The sequence below is a fragment of the Streptomyces sp. NL15-2K genome, assembly GCF_030551255.1.
Lineage (GTDB): Bacteria > Actinomycetota > Actinomycetes > Streptomycetales > Streptomycetaceae > Streptomyces.
Genome location: NZ_CP130630.1, coordinates 10,709,084 through 10,733,207, shown reverse-complemented (window position 1 = coordinate 10,733,207; position 24,124 = coordinate 10,709,084). Strand labels below are relative to the sequence as shown.

Genomic DNA, 24,124 nt, shown 5'->3' with positions numbered 1-24,124 from the left:
AGCCCCGCTAAAGGGCCTGTCCCAGCAGCGCGTTGGCCTCGCCGTAGTCGAGCCCGCCCGCCAGCGTCCCGTACGTCCCCGCGCCCAGCAGCTCCCGTGCGGCCCGGCGGACCAGGGCGTGGGCGGCCTGGGCGATGCCCGAGCCGACGCTCACGCGCGCGACACCGAGCGCTGCCAACTCGGCGACCGGCGGTGCACCGGGACCGGCCATGACGTTCAGCGGTGCGTCGACGCCGTCGACGAGCAGCTTCACCGTCCCCGGGTCGACGGCCCCGGGGACGAAGATCCCGTCGGCGCCCGCCACGAGGAAGGCGGCGGCCCGCTCCAGAGTGAGGTCCACTCCCCCTGCGCCGCGCAGGAGCGTGTCGATACGGGCGTTGACGAACAGCGGCACGCCCTCGGCGTCGGCGGCCCCGCGGGCGGCGGCGATACGCTCGGCCTGCTCGGCGACCGGCCGCAGCGGGTCTCCTCCGACCTCGTACAGCGCGTCCTCGATGTTCACCCCGACCGCACCCGCCGCGAGCACCGCCCGGACGGTGTCGGCGACGCCCGCCGGGTCCTTCGCGTAGCCGCTCTCGATGTCCGCGCTGACGGGCACGTCGACCGCGGCGGCGATGCGCGCCACCGCGTCGAGGGCGCGGTCGCCCTCCAGCCGGTCGCCGTCCGCCGCACCCAGGGCCCAGGCGAGCCCGGCGCTCGTGGTCGCCACCGCCGCGGCGCCCGCGTCCTCGACGAGACGGGCGCTCGCGGTGTCCCAGGCGTTCGGCAGGAGGAGCGGGCTCCCCGGAACGTGCAGGGAGCGGAAGGCGAGGGCGCGCTCGCGAAGGGTGTTCTGGTTCGTCATGCGGTTCACCCAACCAGCCGTGGCCGGCCGCCGGCTGGCAGGAATCCGACATCGACGTGCGGACTCAGCCACCGGCAGGTGCGGACACCGCCATCAGCACTTCGGGCAGGGCCCTCCGCAGCACGGGCGAGGCCGCCAAGCTCCGTTCGGTCAGCTCCTCCAGCCGCTGCCCGTGGCCTGTGCGGTCCTTGCCCGGCAGCAGCGTGCGCAGCTCGGCCGCGGCGGCCAAGGCCACGACGGCCGCGTCCCGGTCGGAGACCTCCTCGACCGGCACCGGACCTTGGAGAAACCGGCGCGCCTCCTCCTGCAACGCCCGGACGGCGGCGACGTGCTCCAGGGCGTACTCCACGGTCGGGAACACCCCGAGGACCCGGCTCTTCTCCGCGCGCAGGTAGCCCTCGGCGGTCAGCTGCTCCCGTACGGCGTCCAGGGTGACCCGAGCCCGCAGCGTCACCCAGGCCCGCCACCGGTGCGGGCGGGACTCCCGGACGAGCTCCAGCAGCCCGTCCAGGACGGCGTCCCCGGTGCGGGAGTCCAGGTCCACGGGCGTGGCGACGCCGTCCTCGTCGGTGAGCAGGCCGCGCCGGACCAGGTCGGTGAGGGCGCCGGCCCGGACCAGGTGGTGCGGGCCGGCGGCATCAGTGGCCTCCGGCCTCGCGGTGTCCCAGGCCAGCAGGTAGAGCCGGGCCGGCAGCGAGAGCGAGCCGTTGGGCACGGGGCCTCCTTGGTGCGGTGAGGGGGTCACGTTAATGCGTTGACAGCCCCGGAGGCGGCTCCTACGGTGTACAGCGGTCCTGTTGCCGTCGATTGGAGAAGGACGTTGCTCGTCTGAGGTCCTGAGACACCGCGTCACACCCTCGAGGTGTGTGCGCCGCGTGCGACCTCGGCGTTCGAGCCGTCCTCCGGAGCAGGGCTTTTCTCATGCCCCCGGGGCTTCTCCCCCGTTGGTCGCCGGTGTCTCGATACGCGTTTGCCCCTGATCACTTCGAGCAACCGCGGAGGCCCGCATGCCTACTGCCATCACCTGTACCTCCCTCTCCTTCACCTGGTCCGACGGCACCCCCGTCTTCGAGGACCTCGACGTCGCCTTCGGCCCCGGCCGGACCGGGCTCGTCGGCATCAACGGGTCAGGAAAATCAACCCTGTTGAAGCTGATCGCCGGGGAACTCACCCCCGCCGACGGCACCGTCCGCGTGGCCGGCGAGGTCGGCTACCTCCCGCAGAACGTCACGCTCGACACCGCACTACGCGTCGACGAGGCCCTCGGTATCGCCGCGCAGCGGGTCGCGCTGCACGCCATCGAGGCGGGTGACGTGGCCGAGGAGCACTTCGAGACGGTCGGTGACGACTGGGACGTGGAAGAGCGAGCCCTCGCCACGCTCGGCGAACTCGGGCTCGGCCACATCGAGTTGGACCGCACCCTCGGCGAGCTCTCAGGTGGCGAGTCGGTGCTGCTGCGGCTGGCCGCGCTGCTGCTGCGCCGGCCTGACGTCCTGCTGCTCGACGAGCCCACCAACAACCTGGACCTGTATGCGCGCAGGCGGCTGTACGCGGCCGTGGCCGCCTGGCCGGGGGTCATGGTCGTGGTCAGCCACGACCGCGAACTGCTGGACCTGGTGGACCAGATCGCCGATCTGCGCGCCGGGGAGATCACCTGGTACGGCGGCAACTTCTCCGCCTACGAGGAGGCGCTCGCCACCGAACAGGAGGCGGCGGAGCGGATGGTCCGGGTCGCGGAGGCCGATCTGAAGAAGCAGAAACGCGAACTCGTCGAAGCCCACACGAAGTTGGCCAGGCGGACCCGCTACGCCAACAAGATGTACGACAACAAGCGCGAGCCCAGGGCGGTGATGAAGCTGAAGAAGCGCTCGGCGCAGGTCTCCGCGGGCAAGCACCGCATCATGCACGAGGAGAAGCTCGCCGAGGCCAAGGAGCGGCTCGACGAGGCGGTGGAGGCCGTACGGGACGACGACGTGATCCGCGTCGACCTGCCGTACACGGCCGTACCGCCGGGCCGCGACGTCCTCACCCTGCTGGATCTTCAGCTCGCGTACGGCGCGCGCGTGGCGGGCGGTTTCGATCTGCGCGGCCCGGAGCGGATCGCGCTGATCGGGCGCAACGGCGCGGGCAAGACCACGCTGCTGCGGACGATCGCCGGGGAGCTGGAGCCGGTGTCGGGTGAGGCGAAGGCGCACGTCCCGCTGCGGTTCCTGCCGCAGCGGCTGGACGTGCTCGACGGCGAGCTGTCCGTCGCCGAGAACGTGGCCCGGTTCGCTCCGGGCGCCACCAAGAACCGGATCCGGGCACGCCTTGCCCGCTTCCTGTTCCGGGGTGGCCGAGCCGATCAGAAGGCGGCGACGCTGTCCGGCGGCGAACGCTTCCGGGCGGCACTGGCCGCGCTGATGCTGGCCGAGCCGGCACCGCAGCTGCTGATGCTGGACGAGCCGACGAACAACCTGGACATGGCGAGCGTACGGCAGCTCACCACGGCCCTGGAGTCGTACGAGGGGGCGCTGATCGTGGCCAGCCACGACGTGCCGTTCCTGGAGTCGATCGGCATCACCCGCTGGCTGCTGCTGGACGGAGAACTCCAGGAAATCACGCCAGAAGCTGTCGGGTATCCCGCCTAGCGTCGGGTGCATGCCCGCATTCATCACCCTCACCGGAGCCCGGGAGAACAACCTCAGGGACATCACCCTCCGCATCCCGAAAGGCCGGCTGACCGTGTTCACCGGCGTTTCGGGATCGGGGAAGTCGTCCGTCGTCTTCGACACGATCGCGGTCGAGTCGCAGCGCCAGCTGAACGAGACGTTCACCTGGTTCGTGCGCAACCGGCTGCCCAAGTACGAGCGCCCGCACGCCGACGCGCTGGAGGACCTCACGCCGGCCATCGTCGTCGACCAGCGGCCGATCGGGGGCCACTCCCGGTCCACGGTCGGCACGATGACCGACATCTACTCGGTGATCCGGGTGCTGTTCTCCCGGCACGGCACCCCGAGCGCCGGGCCGGCGACGGCGTACTCGTTCAACGACCCGTCGGGCATGTGCCCGCAGTGCGACGGCCTGGGCCGGACGGTACGGCCGGACTGGGACCGCGTGCTGGACTCCGGCCGCTCGCTGGCGGACGGGGCGGTCCGCTTCCCGCCGTTCGCGGCGGGCACCTGGCAGGGGCAGGCGTACACGAACACCGGCGAACTCGACCCGCACAAGCCGGTCGGTGAGTTCACGGCCGCCGAGCGGGAGTTCCTGATGCGCGGCCGGCCCGGCAGCAAGGTCACCGTCAACGGCGGTGGCGGCACCTGGACCACGGAGTACGAGGGGCTCGCCGACCGGTTCGAGCGGCTGTACCTCAAGCGCGACCTGTCGGCCATGAGCCAGAAGACCCGTGACCTGGTGCGGGACTTCCTGGCCGAAGGCACCTGCCCGGCCTGCCACGGCGCCCGCCTCAACCAGGCGGCACTGGCCACCCGGATCGGCGGCCGGAACATCGCCGACTGCACGCGGATGCAGGTCACCGACCTCGTCGCCGTACTGAAGGAGATCGACGACCCGGTCGCCGCCCCCATCGCCGGGGCCGCGATCACGGCGCTCGAACGCATCGACGCGATCGGCCTCGGCTACCTCAGCCTCGACCGGGAGACCGCGACGCTCTCCGGCGGCGAGGGGCAGCGACTGAAGACGGTGCGGCACCTGGGCTCCAGCCTGACCGGGATGACGTACATCTTCGACGAGCCCAGCGTCGGCCTGCACCCGCGGGACGTCGGCCGGCTCGGCGACCTGCTGCTGCGGCTGCGCGACAAGGGGAACACCGTGCTGGTCGTCGAGCACGATCCGGACGTCATCGCGCTCGCCGACCACGTGGTCGACATGGGGCCGGGGGCCGGTGCGCGGGGCGGGCGGGTGGTGTTCGAGGGGACGCCGGACGAGCTGGCCGGGACGGAGACGCTGACCGGGCGGTGCCTGCGTCGGCGTACCGCACTCAAGGAAGAGGCGCGTACGGCCACCGGCGGTTTGTGGGTGAAGGGCGCCGACCGGCACAACCTTCGGGACGTGACCGTCGAGTTCCCGACCGGGGTGCTGACCGTGGTGACCGGGGTCGCCGGGTCCGGGAAGAGCACGCTGGTCGCGGAGTTCACCGACGGCCATCCGGACGCCGTCGTCGTGGACCAGTCGTCGATCGGGATCTCGGCGCGGTCGACTCCGGCGACGTACATCGGGATCATGGACACGGTACGGAAGCTCTTCGCGCGCGAGACGGGGGCGGAGCCGGGGTTCTTCAGCTTCAACTCCACCGGCGCGTGCGGCACTTGTGAGGGTCGCGGGATCATCTACACCGACCTCGCCTTCATGGATCCGGTGACGACGACCTGCCACGACTGCGAGGGGCGGCGCTTCAGGGACGAGGTGCTGCGGCTGACCGTCGGGGGCAACTCCATCGCGGACGTCCTGGAGATGACGGCCGATCAGGCACTCGGCTTCTTCGACGACTCGGGCGTACGGCGCCGGCTGCGCGCCCTGCGTGACGTCGAACTCACCTACCTCACGCTCGGCCAGCCGCTGTCCACCTTGTCCGGCGGTGAGCGGCAGCGCATCAAGCTGGCCACGCGGCTGCATCGGACGGGGGCGGTGTATGTGCTCGACGAACCGACGACCGGGCTGCACATGGCGGACGTCGAGGGCCTGCTGGCCCTGCTGGACCGGCTGGTCGACGCCGGCAACACGGTGGTGGTGGTCGAGCACAACCTGGACGTCGTGGCGCACGCCGACCGGATCATCGACCTCGGCCCGGACGGAGGCCGGGACGGGGGTCGGGTGATCTTCGAAGGAACTCCGCGACAGCTCCTCGAAGCACGGGACTCCCACACGGCGGAGCATCTCAGGAGGGCCACAGCCTGACAACGAGGGTTTTGCCGGCGCGGACCGGCGCTGCATGATGGCTGATCGACGCCGCGACACGGCGCCGGACCTGCCCCGCCGATACGGAGTTCCCTCGTGCCCAGCAAGAAGGCCCTCGTCCGCCGCCCCAGCCCGCGTCTCGCCGAAGGCCTGGTGACGCACATCGAGCGGGAGAAGGTCGATGTCGATCTCGCGCTCGAACAGTGGGAGGCGTATGTCGAGGTCCTGCGTACGCACGGCTGGGAGACGATCGAGGTGGACCCGGCCGACGACTGTCCCGACTCGGTGTTCGTCGAGGACACGGTCGTCATGTACAAGAACGTCGCGCTGATCACCCGTCCGGGCGCACGGTCCCGGCGTGCCGAAACGATGGGCGTCGAGGAGGCCGTGGCCCGCCTGGGCTGCTCGGTGAACTGGATATGGGAGCCGGGGACGCTGGACGGCGGTGACGTGCTGAAGATCGACGACACGGTCTACGTCGGCCGGGGCGGCCGCACGAACGCGGCCGGCGTCCAGCAGCTGCGGGCCGCCTTCGAGCCGCTCGGGGCGCGGATCGTCGCCGTGCCGGTGAGCAAGGTGCTGCACCTGAAGTCGTCGGTCACCGCGCTGCCCGACGGGACGGTCGTCGGGCACATCCCCAAGGTGGACAAGCCGTCACTGTTCCCGCGCTTCTTGTCGGTGCCGGAGGAGTCCGGGTCGCACGTGGTGCTGCTGGGCGGCGAGAAGCTGCTGATGGCGGCGAGCGCGCCGAAGACCGCGGAGTTGCTCGCCGACCTGGGCCACGAGCCGGTCCTGGTCGACATCAGCGAGTTCGAGAAGCTCGAGGGCTGTGTGACATGCCTCTCGGTGCGGATGCGCGGACTGTATGCATGACCGGGTGAGCGCACCACCCGTTCGGACGCGGGACCTGCGGTTCCCGGGGCCGTTTGTCATGCTCGGGGAACACGGCTGATCAGGGATCTTTACAGCGCCTTTAACCTACGGCTTCGTAACCTACGGATTCGTAGCCTACGATTCCGTAGGTTGCCGGCACCGCTCGCCGACTCGTACCCCATTTCCGCGTCCCCCTGGAGTACCCGTGACGATCACTTCCCCTCACCTCGGCAGCCCGTCCTCGGCCTGGACCGACGCCCGGCTGCTGTACGCGCTGGAGGAAGTCGTCGAGAAGGAGCTCAACCGCCACCTGAGCGTCGCCAAGGACTGGATGCCGCACGAGTACGTGCCGTGGAGCGACGGCCGGAACTTCCCGGGCATCTTCGAGGACGGCGAGGCCTGGGAGAAGGAGCAGTCCAAGGTCACCGAGATCGGCCGGATCGCGCTGGTGGTGAACCTGCTCACCGAGGACAACCTCCCCAGCTACCACCACGAGATCGCCAGCCTCTTCGGCCGTGACGGCGCCTGGGGCACCTGGGTGCACCGCTGGACCGCCGAGGAGGGCCGGCACGGCATCGTGATGCGCGACTACCTGCTCACCTCGCGCGCGGTGGACCCGGACAAGCTGGAGCAGTTCCGGATGGCCCACATGAGCGAGGGCTTCGAGTCGGACAACCGCCACTCGATGCTGCACTCGGTGGCCTACGTCGCCTTCCAGGAGCTGGCGACCCGCGTCTCGCACCGCAACACCGGCCACCAGTCGGGTGACCCGGTCTGCGACCGCATGCTGGCGCGCATCGCGACCGACGAGAACCTCCACATGGTCTTCTACCGCAACCTGCTGAAGGCCGCCTTCGACCTCGCGCCCGACCTGACGATGCAGGCGGTGCGCGACGTGATCGTGAACTTCCGCATGCCCGGTCACGGCATGCCCGGCTTCGAGCGGGCCGCCGCGCAGATGGCGATCGGCGAGATCTACAACATGCGCATCCACCACGACGACGTCATCCAGCCCGTCCTGCGCTTCCTGAAGGTCCTGGAGATCGACGGTCTCGGCCCGGAGGGCCTCAAGGCGCAGGAGGAGCTGGGCCTGTACATGAGCGGCCTGGACTCGGAGGCCTCCAAGTTCGACGAGAAGCTGGCGGCGCGCAAGGCCCGGATGGCGGCCCGGGCGGGCGCCTGACAGCCGCCGTGCCGTCAGGGTGCGGGGCGGCTGGATTCGAACCAGCGTGTTCCAGTTCTGGAGACCGGCGCGCCTGCCTCTGCGCTACGACCCCGCCCTTGAGGCAGAGCTTAGGGCAGAGGTACGTGCCAGACCCCCGTCTGCGACCTGATCCGCCGAACAGGCCTCAGTGAACCGGCCGCTCCTCGTGGGCGGTCCGGTGCACGCTGCGTACGGCCGCCACGTCGGCCGGGACCGTCGGGGCCGGCACGTGCGCGCTGAGCGCGTCCAGGCGGCGCTTGACGCTCGCTGCGACGCCCCGGCCCAGCACGAAGCGGGTGGCCGTGGTGGCGCGGGGCGCGGTGTCGAGGAGACGGTGGGCCTCGCGGCTGCGCAGCCCGGTGTGGGTGAGGACGAGGTGCTTGAGGCGGTGGGCCGTGCCCGCGAGGGCCTCGGCGATCGTCTCGGCGGCTGCCAGGTCGATGTGGTTGTCGGCCGCGCCAAGCACCGCCACCGCCCGTACCCGGCCGAGGTCCAGCAGGGTGACCCCGGCCGCGGTCGCCGCCGACACGAGCCGGGCCGCCGCCCGCGGTCCGATGCCGTTGCTAGTGCCGCGGCAGGCAACGTTTGCCCGTCAAGGAGCGGCGTCCGGTGCGTGCTCTCGCCGTGCCGGGCGCAGGCCCTCGTACTGGATGTACTTGGGTCTGTGCCCGGTGCGGCGAGAGTGCGTGCCGGGCGTCGCGACGGGGCAAACGTTGCCTGCCGCGGCACTAGCGACGGACAGCCGGGTGAGCCGTCCGTACGGCGCCCGCTCCAGGGCGTCGGCGAGGCACAGCGCGCCCGCGTCGCCCAACCCGGCCGCCGAGACGTACAGTTCGTCGATCGCGCCCGCGGCGATCACCGCGGCAGGCGGCTCCGCACCCGCTGCTCCCAGCGGGTTGCCGCCGACGAAGAGCCGCTCGATACGACGCCCGCCCGCGGCCGCCGCCAGCAGTGCGTCGGCGAGGACGGTGGCGCCCGCCGCGTCGAGGCCGGTCTGGACCAGGTCCAGAGTGCGCAACGACCGTGCGGATTCCAGGAGTTCGGCCGCCGCCCGTCCTCCCCCGCTGCCCAGCGGGTTGCGTTTGAGCCAGACGCCGGTGACGGCCTGCGCCTGCGCCTGCGGAGAAGCCCTTAGCTGGTCGGCGATCCGGCAGGCGCCGTTCGTGGTGATGCCGTTGCAGCCGAGGTAGAGCGTCTCGACGGCCGTGCCCGTCCCGGCCACGGCGGCGGCACCGGCGTCGCCCAGGGCATCGGTGCCGAGCAGCAAGTGCCGTACCGGAGACGGTCCTTGGGACAGCGCCTCGGCGACCAGGGCGGCGCCCCGCGCGCCGAGTCCCTGCTTGCACAGGTCGAGGCGCCCGTCGGGCAGGGCGGTGCCGGCCGTGAAGTCCAGGCGCTCCCCGGCCGGGCGGCCGGCCCGCAACCAGTCGAGCAGCGGGCCCAGTTCGGCGAGCGGACGCGGCACGACGTACGGCACACCGGCGAAGCCCTCCGGCGTCCCCTGCGGCTCCTCGCTCACCACTGCGCCTCCCGGTAGTCCTTGAGGAACACCCCGGACACGGGATGCCCGGCCTCGCCGCGCACGATGGGGTCGTACACGCGTGCCGCCCCGTCCACCACGTCCAGCGGCGTGCGGAAGCCCGCGTCCGCCATCCGGGCCTTCTTCGGTGCCGGGTTCTCGTCGGTGATCCATCCGGTGTCGACGGCGCACATGTGCACGCCCTGCCCGGCGAGTTCGGCGGCGCTGGTGCGGGTGAGCATGTTGAGCGCGGCCTTGGCCATGTTGGTGTGCGGATGGCCGGCCATCTTGTTGCGCACGGCGAACCGGCCCTCCACGGCGGTCACGTTGACCACGTACCGGCGCGGGTGCGGGGAGGCGAGCAGCAGGGGCAGCAGGCGGTCGCACAGCAGGGTCGGGGCGAGCGCGTTGACGAGCTGGGTCTCCAGGACCTCGGCCGGGTCCAGGTCGCCGAGCCGGGCCGACCAGGAGTTCTCCGGGGACGGGTCGGGCAGCAGCCCGGCCTCGTCGGCCTCGCGCAGCGCGACGGGCAGGGAAGACGCCCCTGACTCCAGCATCCGCAGCGGCGCGAAGCCGGGCGCCCGGCGGGCTCCCTCGGGCAGCGCCTCGTACTCGCCGGCGGCGAGCAGTGCGTACGACTCGGGCGGCCTGCGCACGGTCTGGGCGGCGTTGTTGACGAGGATGTCCAGTGGCTCGCCCTCCTGCCGCAACTCCTCGCACAGGCCCAGCACCTGACGCGGGTCGCGCAGGTCGACGGCGAGGACGGTCAGCCGGTCGAGCCACTTCTCGCTGCCCGCCTCGGCCCGGAAGCGGCGCACGGTGTCGTGCGGGAAGCGTGAGGTGACCAGCAGCTCGGCGCCGTCCCGCAGCATCATCAGCGCCAACTGGAAGCCGATCTTCACCCGGCCGCCGGTGAGCAGTGCGCGGCGCCCGCTCAGGTCGGTGCTCAGGCCGCGGCGGGCGGTGTTGTGCGCGGCGCACTCGGGGCACAGCCGGTGGTAGAAGGAATCGACCTGTCGATAGGGCGACTTGCAGACGTAGCAGGTGCGCGGCTTGCGGAAGACCCCGCCGGTACGGCCGTCTTCCAGGGCCAGCGGTGCGTCCTCGCGCCGGTCGCGGGCGCCGGTGGCGGTCGCGGCCATCCCCTCGGCGTCAGCGGCGGACAGTTCGACGCCGCGGGTCTTTCGCCGCCGCAGCCGGCCCTCTCGGGCGAAGGAGGCGGCGACCTGCTCGGCGCGCAGGCGTACCGGGTCGTCGGCGGGCAGCGCCCGCAGTTTGCCCACCGTGCGGTGGAAGGCGGCCAGCTCCTCCGCGCCGATCGCGTCACTCATGTGTCCCCGCCCGTCCGTGCCGCTCTGTGGTGGGCCGGGCCGGATTCGAACCGGCGTGTCCTCCATGCCATGGAAGTGCGCCTGCCTCTGCGCTACCGGCCCACCCGCGCGGTCCGGACGACCGGATTCGAACCGGCGTGTCCGCCCTGAGAAGGCGGCGCGACTGCCTCTGCGCTACGTCCGGCCGCGCCCGGCGATCGTAACGGCGGGTCGTCGGCCGGGCCTACCGATTTACGCGCCGCGACCAGGGACCGGCGGGTCAGTGGGTCGTGCGCCTGAGGTGCAGCCGCTCCTTCTCCGACAGGCCGCCCCAGACGCCGAAGCGCTCGTCGTTCGCCAGCGCGTACTCCAGGCAGGCGGTGCGCATCTCGCACATGCCGCAGATGCGCTTGGCCTCGCGCACCGAACTGCCCGGCTCGGGAAAGAAGAAGTCCGCCCCGGTCTGCGCGCACAGCGCCTGCGTCTGCCAGGCGAGGTCGGCCGGGGTGATCGTGTCGATGTGCATGAGCGAGATCGTTCCGGGCGGCGAAAAACGTTCGATCAACGCCCGATCAACGCCTCGTTCATGGCGGTCGGCCGTCCGATCATGACGGGGTCGGGCACCCGAGCGCACGGCGGCGCGCGGGAGGATGTGACGACGATATGAGTTTCTGCGGTCACCCAGTGTGATCGAGGTCGGGCGGCATGCCCGCGTACGAGTATCAATGTCAGTGGGCGGTGCAAGACTCGGCAGTGCAGGCAACGGGACCTCTCAGGACGGGGACCCTCAAAGAACGGGCACCTCAAAGGAGGGCAGAGATGCTCACCACCCGCTTTGTCACCGGCTCTCCGAACTGGCTCGATCTCGGCACACCCGACATCGACGGCGCCTCCTCCTTCTACGGCGGCCTCTTCGGCTGGGAGTTCCGCCCGGGCGGACCCGAGGTGGGCGGCTACGGCTTCTTCCAGCTCGACGGCAGGACGGCCGCGGGCGGCATGCAGACCACCCCTGACCAGGGCCCGCCGTCCTGGACGGTGTACTTCCAGACCCCGGACGCGGACGCCACGGCGAAGGCGGCCGAGCAGGCGCACGGCTCGGTGCTCATGCAGCCCATGGACGTCCTGGACCAGGGCCGCATGGCGATCCTCGCCGACCAGGCGGGTGTGCCCTTCGGTATCTGGCAGCCCGCGGCCAACAAGGGCCTGGAGGTCGTGGAGAAACCGGGGTCGCTGTGCTGGCTGGAGCTGTACACCCCGGACCTCCCGGCGGCCGCCGGGTTCTACAACAGATTGTTCGGCTGGGAGACCACCGCCCTCACGCTCGCCGGGGTCAGCTACACCACCGTCCACCCGGCGGGGACCGAGTCGGACGCCATGTTCGGCGGCATCGTCCCGCTGGAGGACGATCCGACCAAGGAGAAGGCCGGGGCCTGGCTGCCCTACTTCGAGGTCCTGGACGCCGACGCCACGGTCGCCGCGGCGCAGGAGCGGGGCGGCGTCCTGCGCCTGCCGGCCTCGGACCTGGAGAACGTCGGCCGCATCGCCGAACTCGCCGACCCGTACGGCGCCCGCTTCGCGGTGATCAAGAGCGCCCCGCCGCAGACGTGACCTAGTACATGAGCAAGTGGATGACCAGGTAGATGACTAGTGCCGCGGCAGGCAACGTTTGCCCCGTCGCGACGCCCGGCACGCTCCCCCACTGCCCTAAAGGCGTGGGAGGTGCCCCCACTCGCCGCACCGGGCACAGACCCAAGTACATCCAGTACGAGGGCCTGCGCCCGGCACGCCGAGAGCACGCACCGGACGCCGCTCCTTGACGGGCAAACGTTGCCTGCCGCGGCACTAGGTAGGGGTCACGCCGACGCGCGGCGCACCAGCGTCGTCGGCAGGACGACACCGGACGGAGTGGCTCCCGCCTCGTCAGGGGTGGGGTGCCGGTCGAGGCCGCGCAGCAGCAGGCGGGCCATCAACCGGCCCATCTCCTCGATGTCCTGGCGGACCGTCGTGAGCGGCGGATCGGTCTGTTCGGCGACGGGCAGCATGTCGTCGAAGCCGATCACGGCAACGTCCTCGGGCACCCTCAGCCCGCGCTCGCGCAGCACGCGCAGGGCGCCCGAGGCGGCGAGGTCGTTCGCGGCGAAGACGGCGTCCAGGTCCGGGCGGCGGTCGAGGAGTTCACGCATCGCCCGTTCGCCCCCGGCCGGGGTGAAGTCGCCCTCCACGATCAGCCGCGAGTCGGCGTCCACCATGACGTCCCGGTAGCCGTCGAGCCGGTCCACCGCCGAAGTCTGGTCGAGGGCCCCGGTGATGTGCGCGATCCGGGTGCGGCCGAGGCCGACGAGATGGCGTACGGCCTCGCGGGCGCCGCCGCGGTTGTCGCTGTCGACGTACACCACACCGTGCCGATCGCCGCTCCAACCGGGCCGGCCGCCGAACACGGTCGGGACTCCGGCCCGTTGGATCAGTTCCGGCAGCGGGTCGTCGAGATGCAGCGAGAACACCAGCGCTCCGTCGACATGACCGCCGCCGAGATAGCGGCCGACGCGGGCGTGGTCGTCGCGGCCCTCGGTGAGCAGCAGCACGAGCTGGTTGTCGTGGGCGGTCAACTCCTTGCTGATGCCGCGCAGTTGCAGATCGAAGAAGGGGTCGGCGAAGACGCGGGTCTCCGGTTCGGCGACGACGACGGCGACGGCGTCGTGGCGTTTGGTCACCAGACTGCGGGCCGCCTGGTTCGGCACGTACCCGAGTTCCTCCACCGCCCGCCGCACCCGCTCGACGAGGGGCTCGCGCACCCCGTCCCCGCCGTTGACCACACGGGAGGCGGTGGCCCGCGAGACCCCGGCCCGGGCGGCCACGGCCTCCAGCGTGGGGCGCGGCACTGTGTCGGTCACTACGGGGCTCCAAGTCGGTGGGTGCGGCTCAGGATAGCCTTGGCCCCACCACCGGCGTGAGAGCGCTCTCGACCCCTTCACCGACGGCCTTCCCGCAGCGTCGGCGCCCTTGGCCCGTCAGCGCTCGTGCCCGGATTCGGCCTCGGACACGGTCCGGTGTTCGTGCGGCTCGTAGCCGGGGATCGTCCCGTCCGGCTTCTTCACCAGGAACAGCCCCACCATCCCCATGTCGGAGTGGCTCTGCACATGGCAGTGGTACATCCACGCCCCTGCCCCGACGCCCTCGCCCGCGATCACCTGGAAGCCGAATGAGTCGGCCGGGCCGGTGATCTTGTTGTCGATGACCTGACTCGGGTCGTCGGGGCCGGTGAGCATGCCCGTACGGTTGTCCGCCCAGCGGTGACCGTGCATGTGGAACGTGTGGTAGAACTCGCCGTGCGTGATCACCGCGAACTCGACGCGATCTCCCACCGTGGCCTCGAAGTCGGGCCCGGAGTGCGCCGGCTTGTTGTTGATCAGCATGTCGTTGAAGACGATCGTGTGCGTCCGGTCGGGCAGGACGTCTCCCTTGCGGCGGACGATCACCGCGCCGTACAGGCCGTTGCGGAGACCGCCGGTGCCGTGCTCCGAGCCGACGACGTGGTCGTGGTAGTGCCAGTATCCCGCGCTGCCGGCCCGCCAGGTGCCGTCCTTGCGGCGGCCGGGGGCGTGGGTGCGCCAGGTGTAGGTGCGGGTGCCGCCGGGTTCGACATCGCTCTTGTTCAACTTCGTGCCGTCGCTGGTGATTTCGTAGTCGAGGCCGTGGACGTGCAGGCTCACCGCGACATCCATCGTGTTCTCGAACTCGATGTGCAGGGTGTCGCCCTCGTTGAGCTCGATCAGCGGCCCGGGGATCGTCGCCTTCCCCTTCTCGAGGCCGTAGCCCATCTGCCCGCCGGCCAGCCTCTCGGCGTACAGCTTGATGCGCTTGACCTGGCCGCCGGCCGGGGCCGTCCTCGCCGGTCCCTCGGCACTGACGGCCTCGGGGGCCAGGGACAACGATGTCGCGGCGACCCCACCACCCACGACGGCCGCGCCGCCCAGCAGCACCCGCCGGTTGAATCCGCGTCTGTCCATGCGGAACTCCCCACCCTGATACGGAATTTGCGGAGACGTACCTGTGATGAACCTGTGCGACGGTACCGGCCCCGCTCCCGTTTATCCACACTCAGGACAAAGTTCGTGCCATTGCGGTCATAGGTATTGGCGCGTGGGGCAAAGAGGTCTAGCTTCCTTTGCGCCGTTGCTGTGACCGAGGAGGTGCCCATGCACTTACGAGGGTTGAGCACAACAAGCGCGAGAAGACGGGCCTGGGCGGCCACCGTGACCGCCGGGGCCGTCGCCGCCGGACTGCTGTCGGGCCCCGCGGCCACCGCCCGCCCGGCCCCTGAACCGTCCCCGACAACGATGTCCGTCAAGTCGCCGCCCGGCGGCGCGAACGTACGAGTGCTGCTGTTCCACGGGTCCGCCGCGGCCGGGGACGAGTCGCCGGTGGTGAACGCCGGCATCGAGGCCATCGAGAGGATCGGCCTGTCCGGACCGGCGAACCAGCGTTTCAAGGTCGAGGCCACCGACGACGCCTCGGTCTTCACCAATGACACGAAACTGGGCCGGTACAACGCGATCGTGTTCCTGACCGGCGGCGGAGACGTCCTCGACGCCGAGCAGGAGGCGGGCCTGGAGGCCTACATGGAGGCCGGCGGCGGTTTCGTCGGCATCCATGACGCGGCCCGTGCGGAGCCGTACTCGGACTGGTTCACCGGTCTGGTGGGCGCCCGCCCCGCCGCGTCCAGCCCTACGACCGTGCAGCGGGCGACCGTCGAGGTCGGCGATCGGCAGCATCCGGCCACCAAGGAGCTGCCGGTGCAGTGGAAGCGTCCCGACCAGTGGCTGAACTGGGTGAAGAACCCGTCGGGTGACGTGCATACAGTCGCCCGCGTACGGGAGTCGACATACCGGCCGGGGGCGACCGCCAACGGCTGGGATCACCCGATCAGCTGGTGCCGGGACTACGACGGCGGCCGCTCCTTCTACACGGGCATGGGCGGCACGGTCTCGTCGTACGACGAGACGGACTTCCGTGCGCACCTGCGCGGCGCCCTGATGTGGACCACCCGTCTGGTGCGGGCCGACTGCAAGGCGACGATCACCGGCAACTACAAGGCGGAGCGGCTCACCCAGCCCAACCAGCCGGGGAAGAACGACCAGATCGGCGAGCCGCACGGCCTGGTCACCGCACCCGACGGCCGCGTCCTGTACATCGGGCGGGGCGGCGCCGACTCCTCCCAGCCGGTGATCACCGACTGGAACAACCCGGACATCGGCAAGGGCAAGGGCGAGATCCACGTCTACGACCCGAAGACCAAGAAGGTCACGCTCGCGGGCGAGTTGACGGTCTTCGGCAACAAGGGCGGCGGCGACGAGCTGGTCAAGGTCGAGGAGGGCCTGCTCGGCATCGAACTCGACCCCCGCTTCGAGCAGAACGGCTGGGTGTACCTGCACTACACGCCCCACGCGCGGATCAACCGCGACACGCGGATGGCCGAGCGGCGTGTCTCCCGCTTCACGCTCGACCTCGCCACCGACAAGCTCGACCTGAGCAGCGAGAAGGTGCTGCTCAAGTGGCCGGTGCAGATCCACAGTTGCTGCCACGCGGGCGGCGGGATGGCCTGGGACTCCAAGGGCAACCTGTACATCGCCACCGGTGACAACAACTCCAGTGGCTTCAGCAGTGGATACTCGGGCAACAACCCCCAGCCCAACTACAAGGGCGTCTCCTTCGCCGACGCGCGCCGCACCGCCGGCAACACCAACAACCTCAACGGCAAGATCCTGCGCATCCACCCGGAGCCCGACGGGACGTACACGCTCCCGGAAGGCAACCTCTTCACCGGCCGGGAGACCGACGAGGGTGGCGGTAAGACACGCGGCGAGATCTATGTGATGGGCGTGCGGAATCCCGCGCGCATCTTCGTCGACCGGCGGACCGACGTCCTGTACGCGGGCTGGGTCGGCCCGGACGCGAGCGCTCCGTCCCCGACCTGGGGTCCGGCCAAGTACGACACGTTCGCCGTGATCACCGAGGCGGGCAACCGGGGCTGGCCGTACTGCATGGGCAACAAGCAGCCGTACCGGGACCGCAATCTGCCGGATCCCACGCAGCCGCTGGGCTGGTACGACTGCGACCGCCCGAAGAACGAGTCGCCGAACAACGACGGCCTAGTCAACCTTCCGCCAGTCACCGGCAACACCATCTGGTACTCGCCCCAGGGCGGCGCCCCGGACTTCCCGCGCGACGCGAACGGCATCCCGTCGTACAAGCAGGAGGAGGCCACCTATCTGCTGCCTTGGCTCAAGGGCGGTGGCCAGGCCGCGATGAACGGGCCGGTCTACCGGTACGACGACGTCTCGGCCACCAGTGAGGTCAAGTGGCCGTCGTACTGGGACGGCAAGTGGTTCGTCGGCGACTTCTACGACGCCGACCAGCCGCGCCACGCGGTCATCACCGACCCGAAGAACCACGGCGCCGGCGGTCTGCCCATCCACGCGGAGTCGTTGAAGAAGATCGTGCCGGTCGGCAACGACGGCATCAAGAACCTCATGGACTGGAAGTTCGGTCCGGACGGCGCGCTGTACGTCCTCGACTACGGCCGTGGCTTCTTCACCTCGGACACCAAGTCGGCGCTGTGGCGCGTGACTTACACCGGCGGCGGCCAGACGCCGGCCGCCGACCAGCTGGCCAGGGGGGCGCAGTGAGACGGCAACGAAGAATCTGGACGGCCCTGTTGGCCGCCGTACTGATGATGCTCGGGCTGCAGTCGACATCCACCGCGCAGGCCGTGCGTGCGGAGCCTGCCGAAGGCCCGGCCGCCGCCCAGGTGCTCACCTGGACCGCCGGCAACGACATCGACAAGTACACGTCCGCGCCCGCGACGGCCGTCGCGGGTCCGGCGACGATCGTCTTCGACAACAGTGAGGCCGCCGGCAACACCACCGGCATGCCGCACACGCTGACGTTCGTGACCAGCGATCCCGAGTTCAACAACGACGTTCAGCTCAACATCCTGGCCAACCCGAACGACGACCAGGGCGGCCGCCACACCGCCGAGGTCACGCTCACGCCCGGCCGGTACTTCTACCACTGCACGATCCCCGGCCACGGCCAGATGCAGGGCATCCTCGTGGTGACCGAGGGCGGGGGCGAGGACACGACACCGCCTCAGACGGCGGCGAGGGTGACCGGCACGCAGAACACGCAGGGTGAGTACGTCGGTTCTGCGAGCGTCGCGATCAGTGCGACGGACGACGGCGGGTCCGGTGTCGACGGTATCCAGTACGCGGTCGGCGACACGGGCGACTGGCGACCGTATACCGCACCGGTCGTCGTCGACCAGGTCGGCAGCCACAAGGTCCGCTACCGAGCGATGGACAAGGCGGGCAACACCTCCGCCGAGAAGAGCGTCGAGTTCACCGTCGTCGCTCCGTCCTCCGACGACACCACACCGCCGGAGACCTCGGCGACGGTGAGCGGTGAGCAGAACCCCGACGGGGCGTACATCGACATGGCCACGGTGACCGTCTCCGCCTCCGACACCGGCTCCGGCGTCAACACGGTCGAGTACGCGGTCGGCTCCGGCGCCTGGCAGCCGTACACCGCCCCTGTGATGGTGCATCAGGTCGGCACGCACACCGTGCGCTACCGCGCCACCGACAAGGCGGGCAACGTCGCGGCCGAGAAGAACGTCGAGTTCACGGTCGTCGCGGCACCCCCGCGGGACACGACACCGCCGGTGACGGGTGTGACCGTCGAGGGGACCAAGAACTCCGCCGGAGCGTATGTGGGCAACGTCAAGGTCACCGTGAGCGCCACCGACGACCACGGCGGGTCGGGTGTCGACCGGATCGAGTATTCACTCGACGGCGGACCGTACATTGCATACACCATTCCGGTGGTGGTCGACCGTGCGGGCGCGCACACCGTGGCCTACCGGGCGACCGACAAGGCGGGCAACACCTCCCCGGCGCGCACGGTGACCTTCACGGTGGTGTCGAGTCAGGTCCCGGCACCCAACTGTCCCGAGTACGACGAGCGGTTGACGGTGATCGTCGGCACGGTCGACTCGGGCGTGCCGAACCGGGTCACCAACAGCCGTTGCCGGATCAACGAGTTGATCGAGGACGAGAAGGAGTGGACGTCCCACGCGCTGTTCCTCAAGCACGTGAGGACGGTCCTGGACAAGCTGCTCGAGGAAGGGGTCGTCGACCAGCGCGAGGTCAACGCGATCCAGAAAGCCGCCCGTCAGTCCGGCATCGGCAAGCCCGGCCAGACCGAGGGCTACCGTACGATCCTCGACGGCAGCGCGGAGTCCTTCGCCCAGTGGCAGCAGGTGGGCGGCGGTTCGTTCGCACTGAACCCGGACGGGTCGGTCACCAGCGGCACCACCAAGGCCGGCCTGGGCATGCTGTGGTTCCCGCAGCGCAAGTACGGCGACTTCTCGCTGAAGCTCCAGTGGCGTGACGACGCTCCCGGCACCGGCAACGCCAACTCCGGTGTGTTCGTGCGGTTCCCGTGGGTCCACGACCACCCGGAGGAGTCCAGGCCGGAGTGGGTCGCCATCAAGTACGGGCACGAGGTGCAGGTGCTCGACCGGCCCGACGGCGACATGTACAAGACGGGCTCCGTCTACGGCTTCGACCGGGTGGGGCTGGCCGGTGCCGGCGTCACCCAGAAGGGAACCTGGAACGACTACGAGATCCGGGTGGTCGACCAGCACTACTCGGTCTACCGCAACGGCGTGCTGATCAACGAGTTCGACAACACCGGCGGCCAGGATTTCACCCCGCCCCGCTCGGACGACCCGGGCACGGACGGGCGGCGGTTCGCCTCCGGCTACATCGGGCTCCAGGTGCACGGCACGACGGACGTGGTCTCGTACCGGGACATCCGCATCAAGGAGCTGTAGGTCTCTCAGGAGGTACCGCCTTCTTCGCTCTGCTCGGCTGTACCCGCTTGGGTTCCCCCGGCATCTTGGGATACTCGGGCGGGTACGGCAGATCGCCGAGCCCGTGATCGTGCTCGTCACGGCGCGCCAGCTCCAGGAGCGCCTCGAGCGAGAAGCGGTGGTCGTCCATGTCCGCGTGCACATCGCCGAGTTCGGCGAAGCGCGCGGGCATGGTCGCGAGGTCGAAGTCCCGCGGGTGGGCCTGGCCCACCTCCTCCCAGCGCAGGGGCGCGGAGACCGGGGCGTGCGGGCGCGGCCGTACGGAATAGGCGGAGGCGATCGTGCGGTCCCGGGCCGTCTGGTTGTAGTCCAGGAAGATGCGCCGGCCCCGCTCCTCCTTCCACCACTTGATGGTCACGTGGTCCGGCATCCGGCGTTCCATCTCGCGCCCCACGGCGATGGCGGCGCGCCGGACCTGGGTGAAGGTCCAGCGCGGTTCGATCGGCACGAAGACGTGCAGGCCCCGGCCGCCGGACGTCTTGGGCCAGCCGCGCAGGCCGCCGAACTCGTCGAGCACGGCGCGCAGTTCGTGGGAGGCCCGGACGGCGTCCTCGTAGTCGGTGCCGGGCTGCGGGTCGAGGTCGATGCGCAGTTCGTCCGGGCGGTCGACGTCGTCGCGGCGTACCGGCCAGGGGTGGAAGGTGAGCGTGCCGAACTGGGCGGCCCACAGCACCGCCGCCTCCTCGGTGGGGCACATCTCGTCGGCGCTGCGGCCGCTGGGGAAGGTGATGTGGGCGGTCGGGATCCAGTCGGGCATGTTCTTCGGAGCCCGCTTCTGGAAGAAGGACTCGCCGGTCACTCCCTCGGGGTAGCGCTCCAGCATGGTGGGCCGGTCGCGCAGGGCGCGCAGGATGCCGGGGGCGACGGCCTGGTAGTACCGGGCGAGGTCCAGCTTGGTGAAGCCACGCTCGGGAAAGAAAATCTTGCCGGGGCTGGACAGCCGTACGGTCCGGCCGCCCGCTTGAAGTTCCACCGCTTCGCCCATGCGAGCCACGGTAGGCGCACCGCGTGAACCTCGCACACCGGGCATTTCTCGCCGTACGAGAGCAGAATCGGACCATGGACCTGCCGGTGATGCCGCCCGTGAAGCCGATGCTCGCCAAGTCGGTGGCGAGGATCCCGCCGGGCATGCACTACGAGGCGAAGTGGGACGGGTTCCGGGCGATCGTGTTTCGCGACGGTGCCGAGGTCGAGCTGGGCAGCCGTACGGGCAAGCCGCTGACCAGGTACTTTCCCGAGCTGGTGGCGGCGATCCAGGAGCGGTTGCCGCAGCGTTGTGTGCTGGACGGGGAGATCGTCATCGCCCGGGAGGGCCACCTCGACTTCGACGCGCTGACCGAGCGCATCCATCCGGCGGACTCCCGGGTGCGGATGCTGGCCGAGAAGACGCCGTCGTCGTTCGTGGCCTTCGACCTGCTGGCGCTGGCGGACGGGTCGCTGCTGGACGTGCCGCTGGGCGAGCGGCGGGCGCTGCTCACGACGGCGCTGTCCGGGGTGACGGCACCGGTGCACGTGGCGCCGGCCACGACGGACATCGACGTGGCGCGGCAGTGGTTCGAGCAGTACGAGGGGGCGGGCCTGGACGGCGTCATCGCCAAACCGCTGACCGTGCGGTACCTCCAGGACGAACGTGCCATGTTCAAGATCAAGCACGAGCGCACGGCGGACGTCGTCGTCGCGGGCTACCGCCTCCACAAGAGCGGCCCCGTGGTCGGCTCGCTCCTCCTCGGCCTCTACGACGACCGGGGCGCCCTCCAGCACGTGGGCGTGTCCGCCGCCTTCCCCATGAAGCGGCGCGCCGAGCTGGTCGAGGAGCTGGAGCCGCTGCGCCTGGACGACGTGGCGGGGCACCCCTGGGCGGCCTGGTCGGACGAGGCGGCGCACGAGACGGCCCGGCTGCCGGGCGCGCCCAGCCGCTGGTCGGGCAAGAAGGACCTGTCCTGGGTGCCGCTCAGGCCGGAGCGGGTGGCCGAGGTGGCGTACGACCACATGGAGAACGGCGTGCGTTTCCGGCACACGGCCCGTTTCCGCCGCTGGCGCCCGGACCGGACTCCCGAGAGCTGCACGTACGCCCAGCTGGAGGAGCCGGTCCGCTACGACCTGGAGGAGATCTTCGGGTGTCTCTGACTCAGGGCGGCATCAGCGCCTTGACCTGACTCAGGGCGTCATCAGCACCTTGACCGCGCCCTCCCGCTTGCGCTGGAACATCTCGTACGCGTGCGGCGCCTCGGAGAGCGGCAGCCGGTGGGTGGCGAAGTCGTCGACGCCGAGGGGGTCCTCGTCGGTCAGGTAGGGGAGGATCTCGTCGGTCCAGCGGCGCACGTTGGCCTGGCCCATCCGGATCTGGATCTGCTTGTCGAACATGGTCAGCATCGGCAGGGGGTCGGCCATGCCGCCGTAGACGCCGGTGAGCGAGAGCGTGCCGCCCCTGCGCACCAGTTCGATTGCGGTGTGGAGGGCGGCGAGCCGGTCCACGCTGAAGCGTTCCGCGAGCGGGCCGCCGATCTTCCGGGGCAGCAGGGACGAGGCCTGCTGGGCCAGCCGGGCGGCGGCGCTGCCGTGGGCCTCGGTGCCGACCGCGTCGATCACCGCGTCGGGGCCGCGCCCGTCGGTCTCGTCGCGGATCGCCGCGATCAGCTCCTTCTCGTTGTCGAAGCTCCTGAGGTCGTACGTCTCGACGCCCCGGGACCGTGCCCGGCGCAGCCGTTCGCCCACCAGGTCCACGCCGAACACCCGGCCGGCGCCGCGCACCTGGGCGACCCGGCACGCCATGTCCCCGATCGGCCCGAGGCCGAGCACGGCGACGCTGCCGCCCTGCGGGACATCCGCGTAGGCGACCGCCTGCCAGGCGGTGGGCAGGACGTCGGAGAGGTAGACGAACCGGTCGTCGGGCGGGCCCTGGGGGACCTTGATCGGGCCGTACTGCGCCTGCGGGACGCGCAGGTACTCGGCCTGGGCGCCCGGTACGGCGCCGTACAGGCGGGTGTAGCCGAACAGGGCGGCGCCCATGTGTTCGCTGGTGACCTGGGTGGTCTCGCACTGTGTCGGCAGCCCGGTCAGGCACATCCAGCAGCCGCCGCAGGCGATCTGGAACGGCACCACGACCCGGTCGCCCACCGCGAGGTCCGGCACACCGGCGCCGACCTCCTCGACGACGCCCATCGGCTCGTGGCCGAGGATGTCACCCGGTGTCATGAACGCGGTGAGCACCTCGTACAGATGCAGGTCGGAGCCGCACAGTCCGGTGGAGGTGACGCGGATGACGGCGTCCGTCGGCTCCTGGATCTTCGGATCGGGCACGTTCTCCACCCGGACGTCCCGCTTGCCCTGCCAGGTCACTGCCTTCATCGCGGAGCGCTCCCTCCGTCACGTCTGCAGGTCCCGTTCGGTCCTGCGGTGGCACCGGGTACCCGGGCGCCCGGCGTGCGAACCGCCGCACCTGGCCCGATCGGTCCATTCACCGCGCGCAATCAGAACCGGTCAGGTATGGCCACCAACGGGCCGATAAGCGCACAATCAATGACACGAGATAGGTGGCCACGGTGGGCATGGGACGCAAGGCGCGCGGGCGACGCGCCACTACGACGGTGGCGCTGCTGGCCGCCTCGGTGACGGCCGCGCTGGCGGCGGGCTGCACGGGATCGGGCGGCCCGGCCGACGACGGGCGCGGCCGGCCGAGCCCGCCCGCCCCGAACCAGAGCCCCGCCGACCCCACGAGCCGTGCCGGATCCGTGCTCGCCGTGAAGATCGACAACGTGCGCGCGGCCCTGCCCCAGACCGGCCTGAACGCCGCGGACGTCGTCTACGCCGAGCAGGTCGAAGGCGGGCTGAGCCGGTTGATGGCGGTGTACGCGACCCAGCTGCCCGAGGTCGTCGGGCCGGTGCGCAGTGCCCGCGAGTCCGACCTGGAGCTGCTGCGCCAGTTCGAGCAGCCGATCTTCGCCTTCTCCGGGGCGCACAGCAAGCTGCTGCCCCTGATCAACAAGGCACCCCTGGACGCGCAGACGCCCGGCAAGGTGGCCGACGCCTTCTTCCGCGACTCCGACAGAGCCTCGCCGCACAACCTCTATCTGCGCCCGGACAAGCTGCTGTCCTCCGCTCCGGGCGAGGACGCGCTGACGACCGGCTTCCGCTACGGCGCCGCGCCCGAGGGCGGGCAGCGGGAGACCTCGCGGACCGTGCGCTATCCGGCCGCGCGCTTCACCTTCACCTGGTCCGCGGACCAGGGCAGCTGGCTGGTCTCGCAGGACGGGACGCCGACCGTGACGACCGACGGGCAGCGGGTGGCGCCCGCGACGGTGGTCGTGCAGCACGTGAAGGTGCGCGAGTCCGCCTTCCGCGACTTCCTCGGCAACAACACGCCGTACACCGAGACGGTCGGCTCGGGGACGGCCGAGGTGCTGCGTGGCGGCCGGGCGTACGACGTGCGCTGGGAGCGCGAGAAGGCGACTGACGGTACGGAGTTCACGACGAACGACGGTGCGCCCGTGAACTTCGCCCGGGGTCAGGTGTGGGTGGTGTTCGTGAAGGCCTGACCGGACTCAGG

19 protein-coding genes and 3 tRNA genes are annotated in these 24,124 nt (G+C 70.7%); 9 read left to right on the top strand and 13 right to left on the bottom strand.

The window, feature by feature from the left end; translation table 11 throughout:
* Positions 1 to 7: 7 nt before the first annotated feature.
* On the bottom strand, positions 8 to 844 hold the full coding sequence (locus tag Q4V64_RS46895; protein ID WP_124437614.1) for an isocitrate lyase/phosphoenolpyruvate mutase family protein: 837 nt from the start codon (positions 842 to 844) through the stop codon (positions 8 to 10).
* A gap of 64 nt (positions 845 to 908) precedes the next feature.
* The gene (locus Q4V64_RS46890; protein WP_124437615.1) at positions 909 to 1,559 is read right to left on the bottom strand and encodes a GPP34 family phosphoprotein; all 651 of its coding nucleotides are present in this window, start codon (positions 1,557 to 1,559) and stop codon (positions 909 to 911) included.
* A gap of 292 nt (positions 1,560 to 1,851) precedes the next feature.
* On the opposite strand from Q4V64_RS46890, the gene Q4V64_RS46885 reads away from it, so the two are divergent.
* The 4 genes from Q4V64_RS46885 to Q4V64_RS46870 all read left to right on the top strand — a co-directional run bounded on the left by Q4V64_RS46885 (position 1,852) and on the right by Q4V64_RS46870 (position 7,796).
* Positions 1,852 to 3,474: an ABC-F family ATP-binding cassette domain-containing protein gene (locus Q4V64_RS46885; protein WP_124437616.1), complete on the top strand. Its 1,623-nt coding sequence runs from the start codon at positions 1,852 to 1,854 to the stop codon at positions 3,472 to 3,474.
* 10 nt (positions 3,475 to 3,484) lie between these two features.
* A complete protein-coding gene (locus Q4V64_RS46880; protein WP_124437617.1) occupies positions 3,485 to 5,740 on the top strand; it encodes an excinuclease ABC subunit UvrA in 2,256 nt (751 codons plus the stop codon).
* A 96-nt stretch (positions 5,741 to 5,836) separates the two neighbouring features.
* Positions 5,837 to 6,613 carry a dimethylargininase gene (ddaH, locus tag Q4V64_RS46875; protein ID WP_124437618.1) on the top strand — a complete coding sequence of 259 codons (777 nt, stop codon included), beginning with the start codon at positions 5,837 to 5,839 and terminating at the stop codon, positions 6,611 to 6,613.
* A 205-nt stretch (positions 6,614 to 6,818) separates the two neighbouring features.
* The gene (locus Q4V64_RS46870) at positions 6,819 to 7,796 is read left to right on the top strand and encodes an acyl-ACP desaturase (RefSeq protein ID WP_124437619.1); all 978 of its coding nucleotides are present in this window, start codon (positions 6,819 to 6,821) and stop codon (positions 7,794 to 7,796) included.
* A gap of 20 nt (positions 7,797 to 7,816) precedes the next feature.
* Here Q4V64_RS46870 and Q4V64_RS46865 read toward each other — a convergent pair.
* The 7 genes from Q4V64_RS46865 to Q4V64_RS46835 form a co-directional block, all read right to left on the bottom strand.
* Positions 7,817 to 7,892 (bottom strand) — tRNA-Trp (locus tag Q4V64_RS46865).
* A gap of 70 nt (positions 7,893 to 7,962) precedes the next feature.
* Positions 7,963 to 8,346, bottom strand: coding sequence for a hypothetical protein (locus tag Q4V64_RS46860; protein WP_253266741.1), 384 nt, complete (start codon positions 8,344 to 8,346; stop codon positions 7,963 to 7,965).
* Between the two features lie 63 nt (positions 8,347 to 8,409).
* A complete protein-coding gene (locus Q4V64_RS46855) occupies positions 8,410 to 9,336 on the bottom strand; it encodes a hypothetical protein (RefSeq protein WP_253266742.1) in 927 nt (308 codons plus the stop codon).
* Positions 9,333 to 10,667, bottom strand: a complete 1,335-nt coding sequence (locus Q4V64_RS46850) for an SDR family oxidoreductase (protein ID WP_124437620.1) — start codon at positions 10,665 to 10,667, stop codon at positions 9,333 to 9,335. Before Q4V64_RS46850 ends, Q4V64_RS46855 begins: the two co-directional genes overlap by 4 nt.
* A gap of 27 nt (positions 10,668 to 10,694) precedes the next feature.
* Positions 10,695 to 10,769, bottom strand: a tRNA-Ala gene (locus tag Q4V64_RS46845).
* A gap of 10 nt (positions 10,770 to 10,779) precedes the next feature.
* Positions 10,780 to 10,851 (bottom strand) — tRNA-Glu (locus tag Q4V64_RS46840).
* 75 nt (positions 10,852 to 10,926) lie between these two features.
* Positions 10,927 to 11,172 (bottom strand): WhiB family transcriptional regulator, encoded by a 246-nt coding sequence (locus Q4V64_RS46835; protein WP_172629013.1) that lies wholly within the window; start codon positions 11,170 to 11,172, stop codon positions 10,927 to 10,929.
* 293 nt (positions 11,173 to 11,465) lie between these two features.
* Here Q4V64_RS46835 and Q4V64_RS46830 point away from each other — a divergent pair, with 293 nt between their 5' ends.
* Positions 11,466 to 12,254, top strand: a complete 789-nt coding sequence (locus tag Q4V64_RS46830; protein WP_124437622.1) for a VOC family protein — start codon at positions 11,466 to 11,468, stop codon at positions 12,252 to 12,254.
* 245 nt (positions 12,255 to 12,499) lie between these two features.
* On the opposite strand, the gene Q4V64_RS46825 is transcribed toward Q4V64_RS46830, so the two are convergent.
* Both Q4V64_RS46825 and Q4V64_RS46820 read right to left on the bottom strand, forming a co-directional pair.
* Positions 12,500 to 13,537, bottom strand: coding sequence for a LacI family DNA-binding transcriptional regulator (locus Q4V64_RS46825; RefSeq protein WP_124437623.1), 1,038 nt, complete (start codon positions 13,535 to 13,537; stop codon positions 12,500 to 12,502).
* Positions 13,538 to 13,654: 117 nt separating this feature from the next.
* A complete protein-coding gene (locus Q4V64_RS46820; protein ID WP_124437624.1) occupies positions 13,655 to 14,653 on the bottom strand; it encodes a multicopper oxidase domain-containing protein in 999 nt (332 codons plus the stop codon).
* A 189-nt stretch (positions 14,654 to 14,842) separates the two neighbouring features.
* On the opposite strand from Q4V64_RS46820, the gene Q4V64_RS46815 reads away from it, so the two are divergent.
* Together Q4V64_RS46815 and Q4V64_RS46810 are read left to right on the top strand one after the other, a co-directional pair.
* Entirely contained in the window at positions 14,843 to 17,332 is a 2,490-nt protein-coding gene (locus Q4V64_RS46815) for a ThuA domain-containing protein (RefSeq protein WP_172629014.1), read from the top strand.
* Positions 17,333 to 17,376: 44 nt separating this feature from the next.
* On the top strand, positions 17,377 to 19,539 hold the full coding sequence (locus Q4V64_RS46810) for a family 16 glycoside hydrolase (protein ID WP_172629020.1): 2,163 nt from the start codon (positions 17,377 to 17,379) through the stop codon (positions 19,537 to 19,539).
* Here the strand turns inward: Q4V64_RS46810 and ligD are convergent.
* The gene (gene ligD, locus Q4V64_RS46805; RefSeq protein WP_124437625.1) at positions 19,526 to 20,563 is read right to left on the bottom strand and encodes a non-homologous end-joining DNA ligase; all 1,038 of its coding nucleotides are present in this window, start codon (positions 20,561 to 20,563) and stop codon (positions 19,526 to 19,528) included. The two genes, Q4V64_RS46810 and ligD, sit on opposite strands and share 14 nt — an antisense overlap.
* 74 nt (positions 20,564 to 20,637) lie before the next feature.
* Here ligD and Q4V64_RS46800 point away from each other — a divergent pair, with 74 nt between their 5' ends.
* Positions 20,638 to 21,705 carry an ATP-dependent DNA ligase gene (locus tag Q4V64_RS46800; protein ID WP_124437626.1) on the top strand — a complete coding sequence of 356 codons (1,068 nt, stop codon included), beginning with the start codon at positions 20,638 to 20,640 and terminating at the stop codon, positions 21,703 to 21,705.
* A 30-nt stretch (positions 21,706 to 21,735) separates the two neighbouring features.
* Here the strand turns inward: Q4V64_RS46800 and Q4V64_RS46795 are convergent, their stop codons facing one another.
* A complete protein-coding gene (locus Q4V64_RS46795; protein WP_124437627.1) occupies positions 21,736 to 22,926 on the bottom strand; it encodes a zinc-dependent alcohol dehydrogenase in 1,191 nt (396 codons plus the stop codon).
* A gap of 200 nt (positions 22,927 to 23,126) precedes the next feature.
* Here Q4V64_RS46795 and Q4V64_RS46790 point away from each other — a divergent pair, with 200 nt between their 5' ends.
* Positions 23,127 to 24,113, top strand: coding sequence for a DUF3048 domain-containing protein (locus tag Q4V64_RS46790; protein WP_124437628.1), 987 nt, complete (start codon positions 23,127 to 23,129; stop codon positions 24,111 to 24,113).
* The last annotated feature ends 11 nt before the right edge of the window (positions 24,114 to 24,124 follow it).

Coding starts and splice junctions, on each gene's coding strand:
- Q4V64_RS46895 (WP_124437614.1), bottom strand. CDS start 844: ATGACGAACCAGAACACCCTTCGCGAGCGCGCCCTCGCCTTCCGCTCC.
- ligD (WP_124437625.1), bottom strand. CDS start 20,563: ATGGGCGAAGCGGTGGAACTTCAAGCGGGCGGCCGGACCGTACGGCTG.
- Q4V64_RS46815 (WP_172629014.1), top strand. CDS start 14,843: ATGCACTTACGAGGGTTGAGCACAACAAGCGCGAGAAGACGGGCCTGG.
- Q4V64_RS46795 (WP_124437627.1), bottom strand. CDS start 22,926: ATGAAGGCAGTGACCTGGCAGGGCAAGCGGGACGTCCGGGTGGAGAAC.
- Q4V64_RS46820 (WP_124437624.1), bottom strand. CDS start 14,653: ATGGACAGACGCGGATTCAACCGGCGGGTGCTGCTGGGCGGCGCGGCC.
- Q4V64_RS46885 (WP_124437616.1), top strand. CDS start 1,852: ATGCCTACTGCCATCACCTGTACCTCCCTCTCCTTCACCTGGTCCGAC.
- Q4V64_RS46800 (WP_124437626.1), top strand. CDS start 20,638: ATGGACCTGCCGGTGATGCCGCCCGTGAAGCCGATGCTCGCCAAGTCG.
- Q4V64_RS46880 (WP_124437617.1), top strand. CDS start 3,485: ATGCCCGCATTCATCACCCTCACCGGAGCCCGGGAGAACAACCTCAGG.
- Q4V64_RS46830 (WP_124437622.1), top strand. CDS start 11,466: ATGCTCACCACCCGCTTTGTCACCGGCTCTCCGAACTGGCTCGATCTC.
- Q4V64_RS46810 (WP_172629020.1), top strand. CDS start 17,377: ATGATGCTCGGGCTGCAGTCGACATCCACCGCGCAGGCCGTGCGTGCG.
- Q4V64_RS46790 (WP_124437628.1), top strand. CDS start 23,127: ATGGGACGCAAGGCGCGCGGGCGACGCGCCACTACGACGGTGGCGCTG.
- Q4V64_RS46850 (WP_124437620.1), bottom strand. CDS start 10,667: ATGAGTGACGCGATCGGCGCGGAGGAGCTGGCCGCCTTCCACCGCACG.
- Q4V64_RS46835 (WP_172629013.1), bottom strand. CDS start 11,172: ATGCACATCGACACGATCACCCCGGCCGACCTCGCCTGGCAGACGCAG.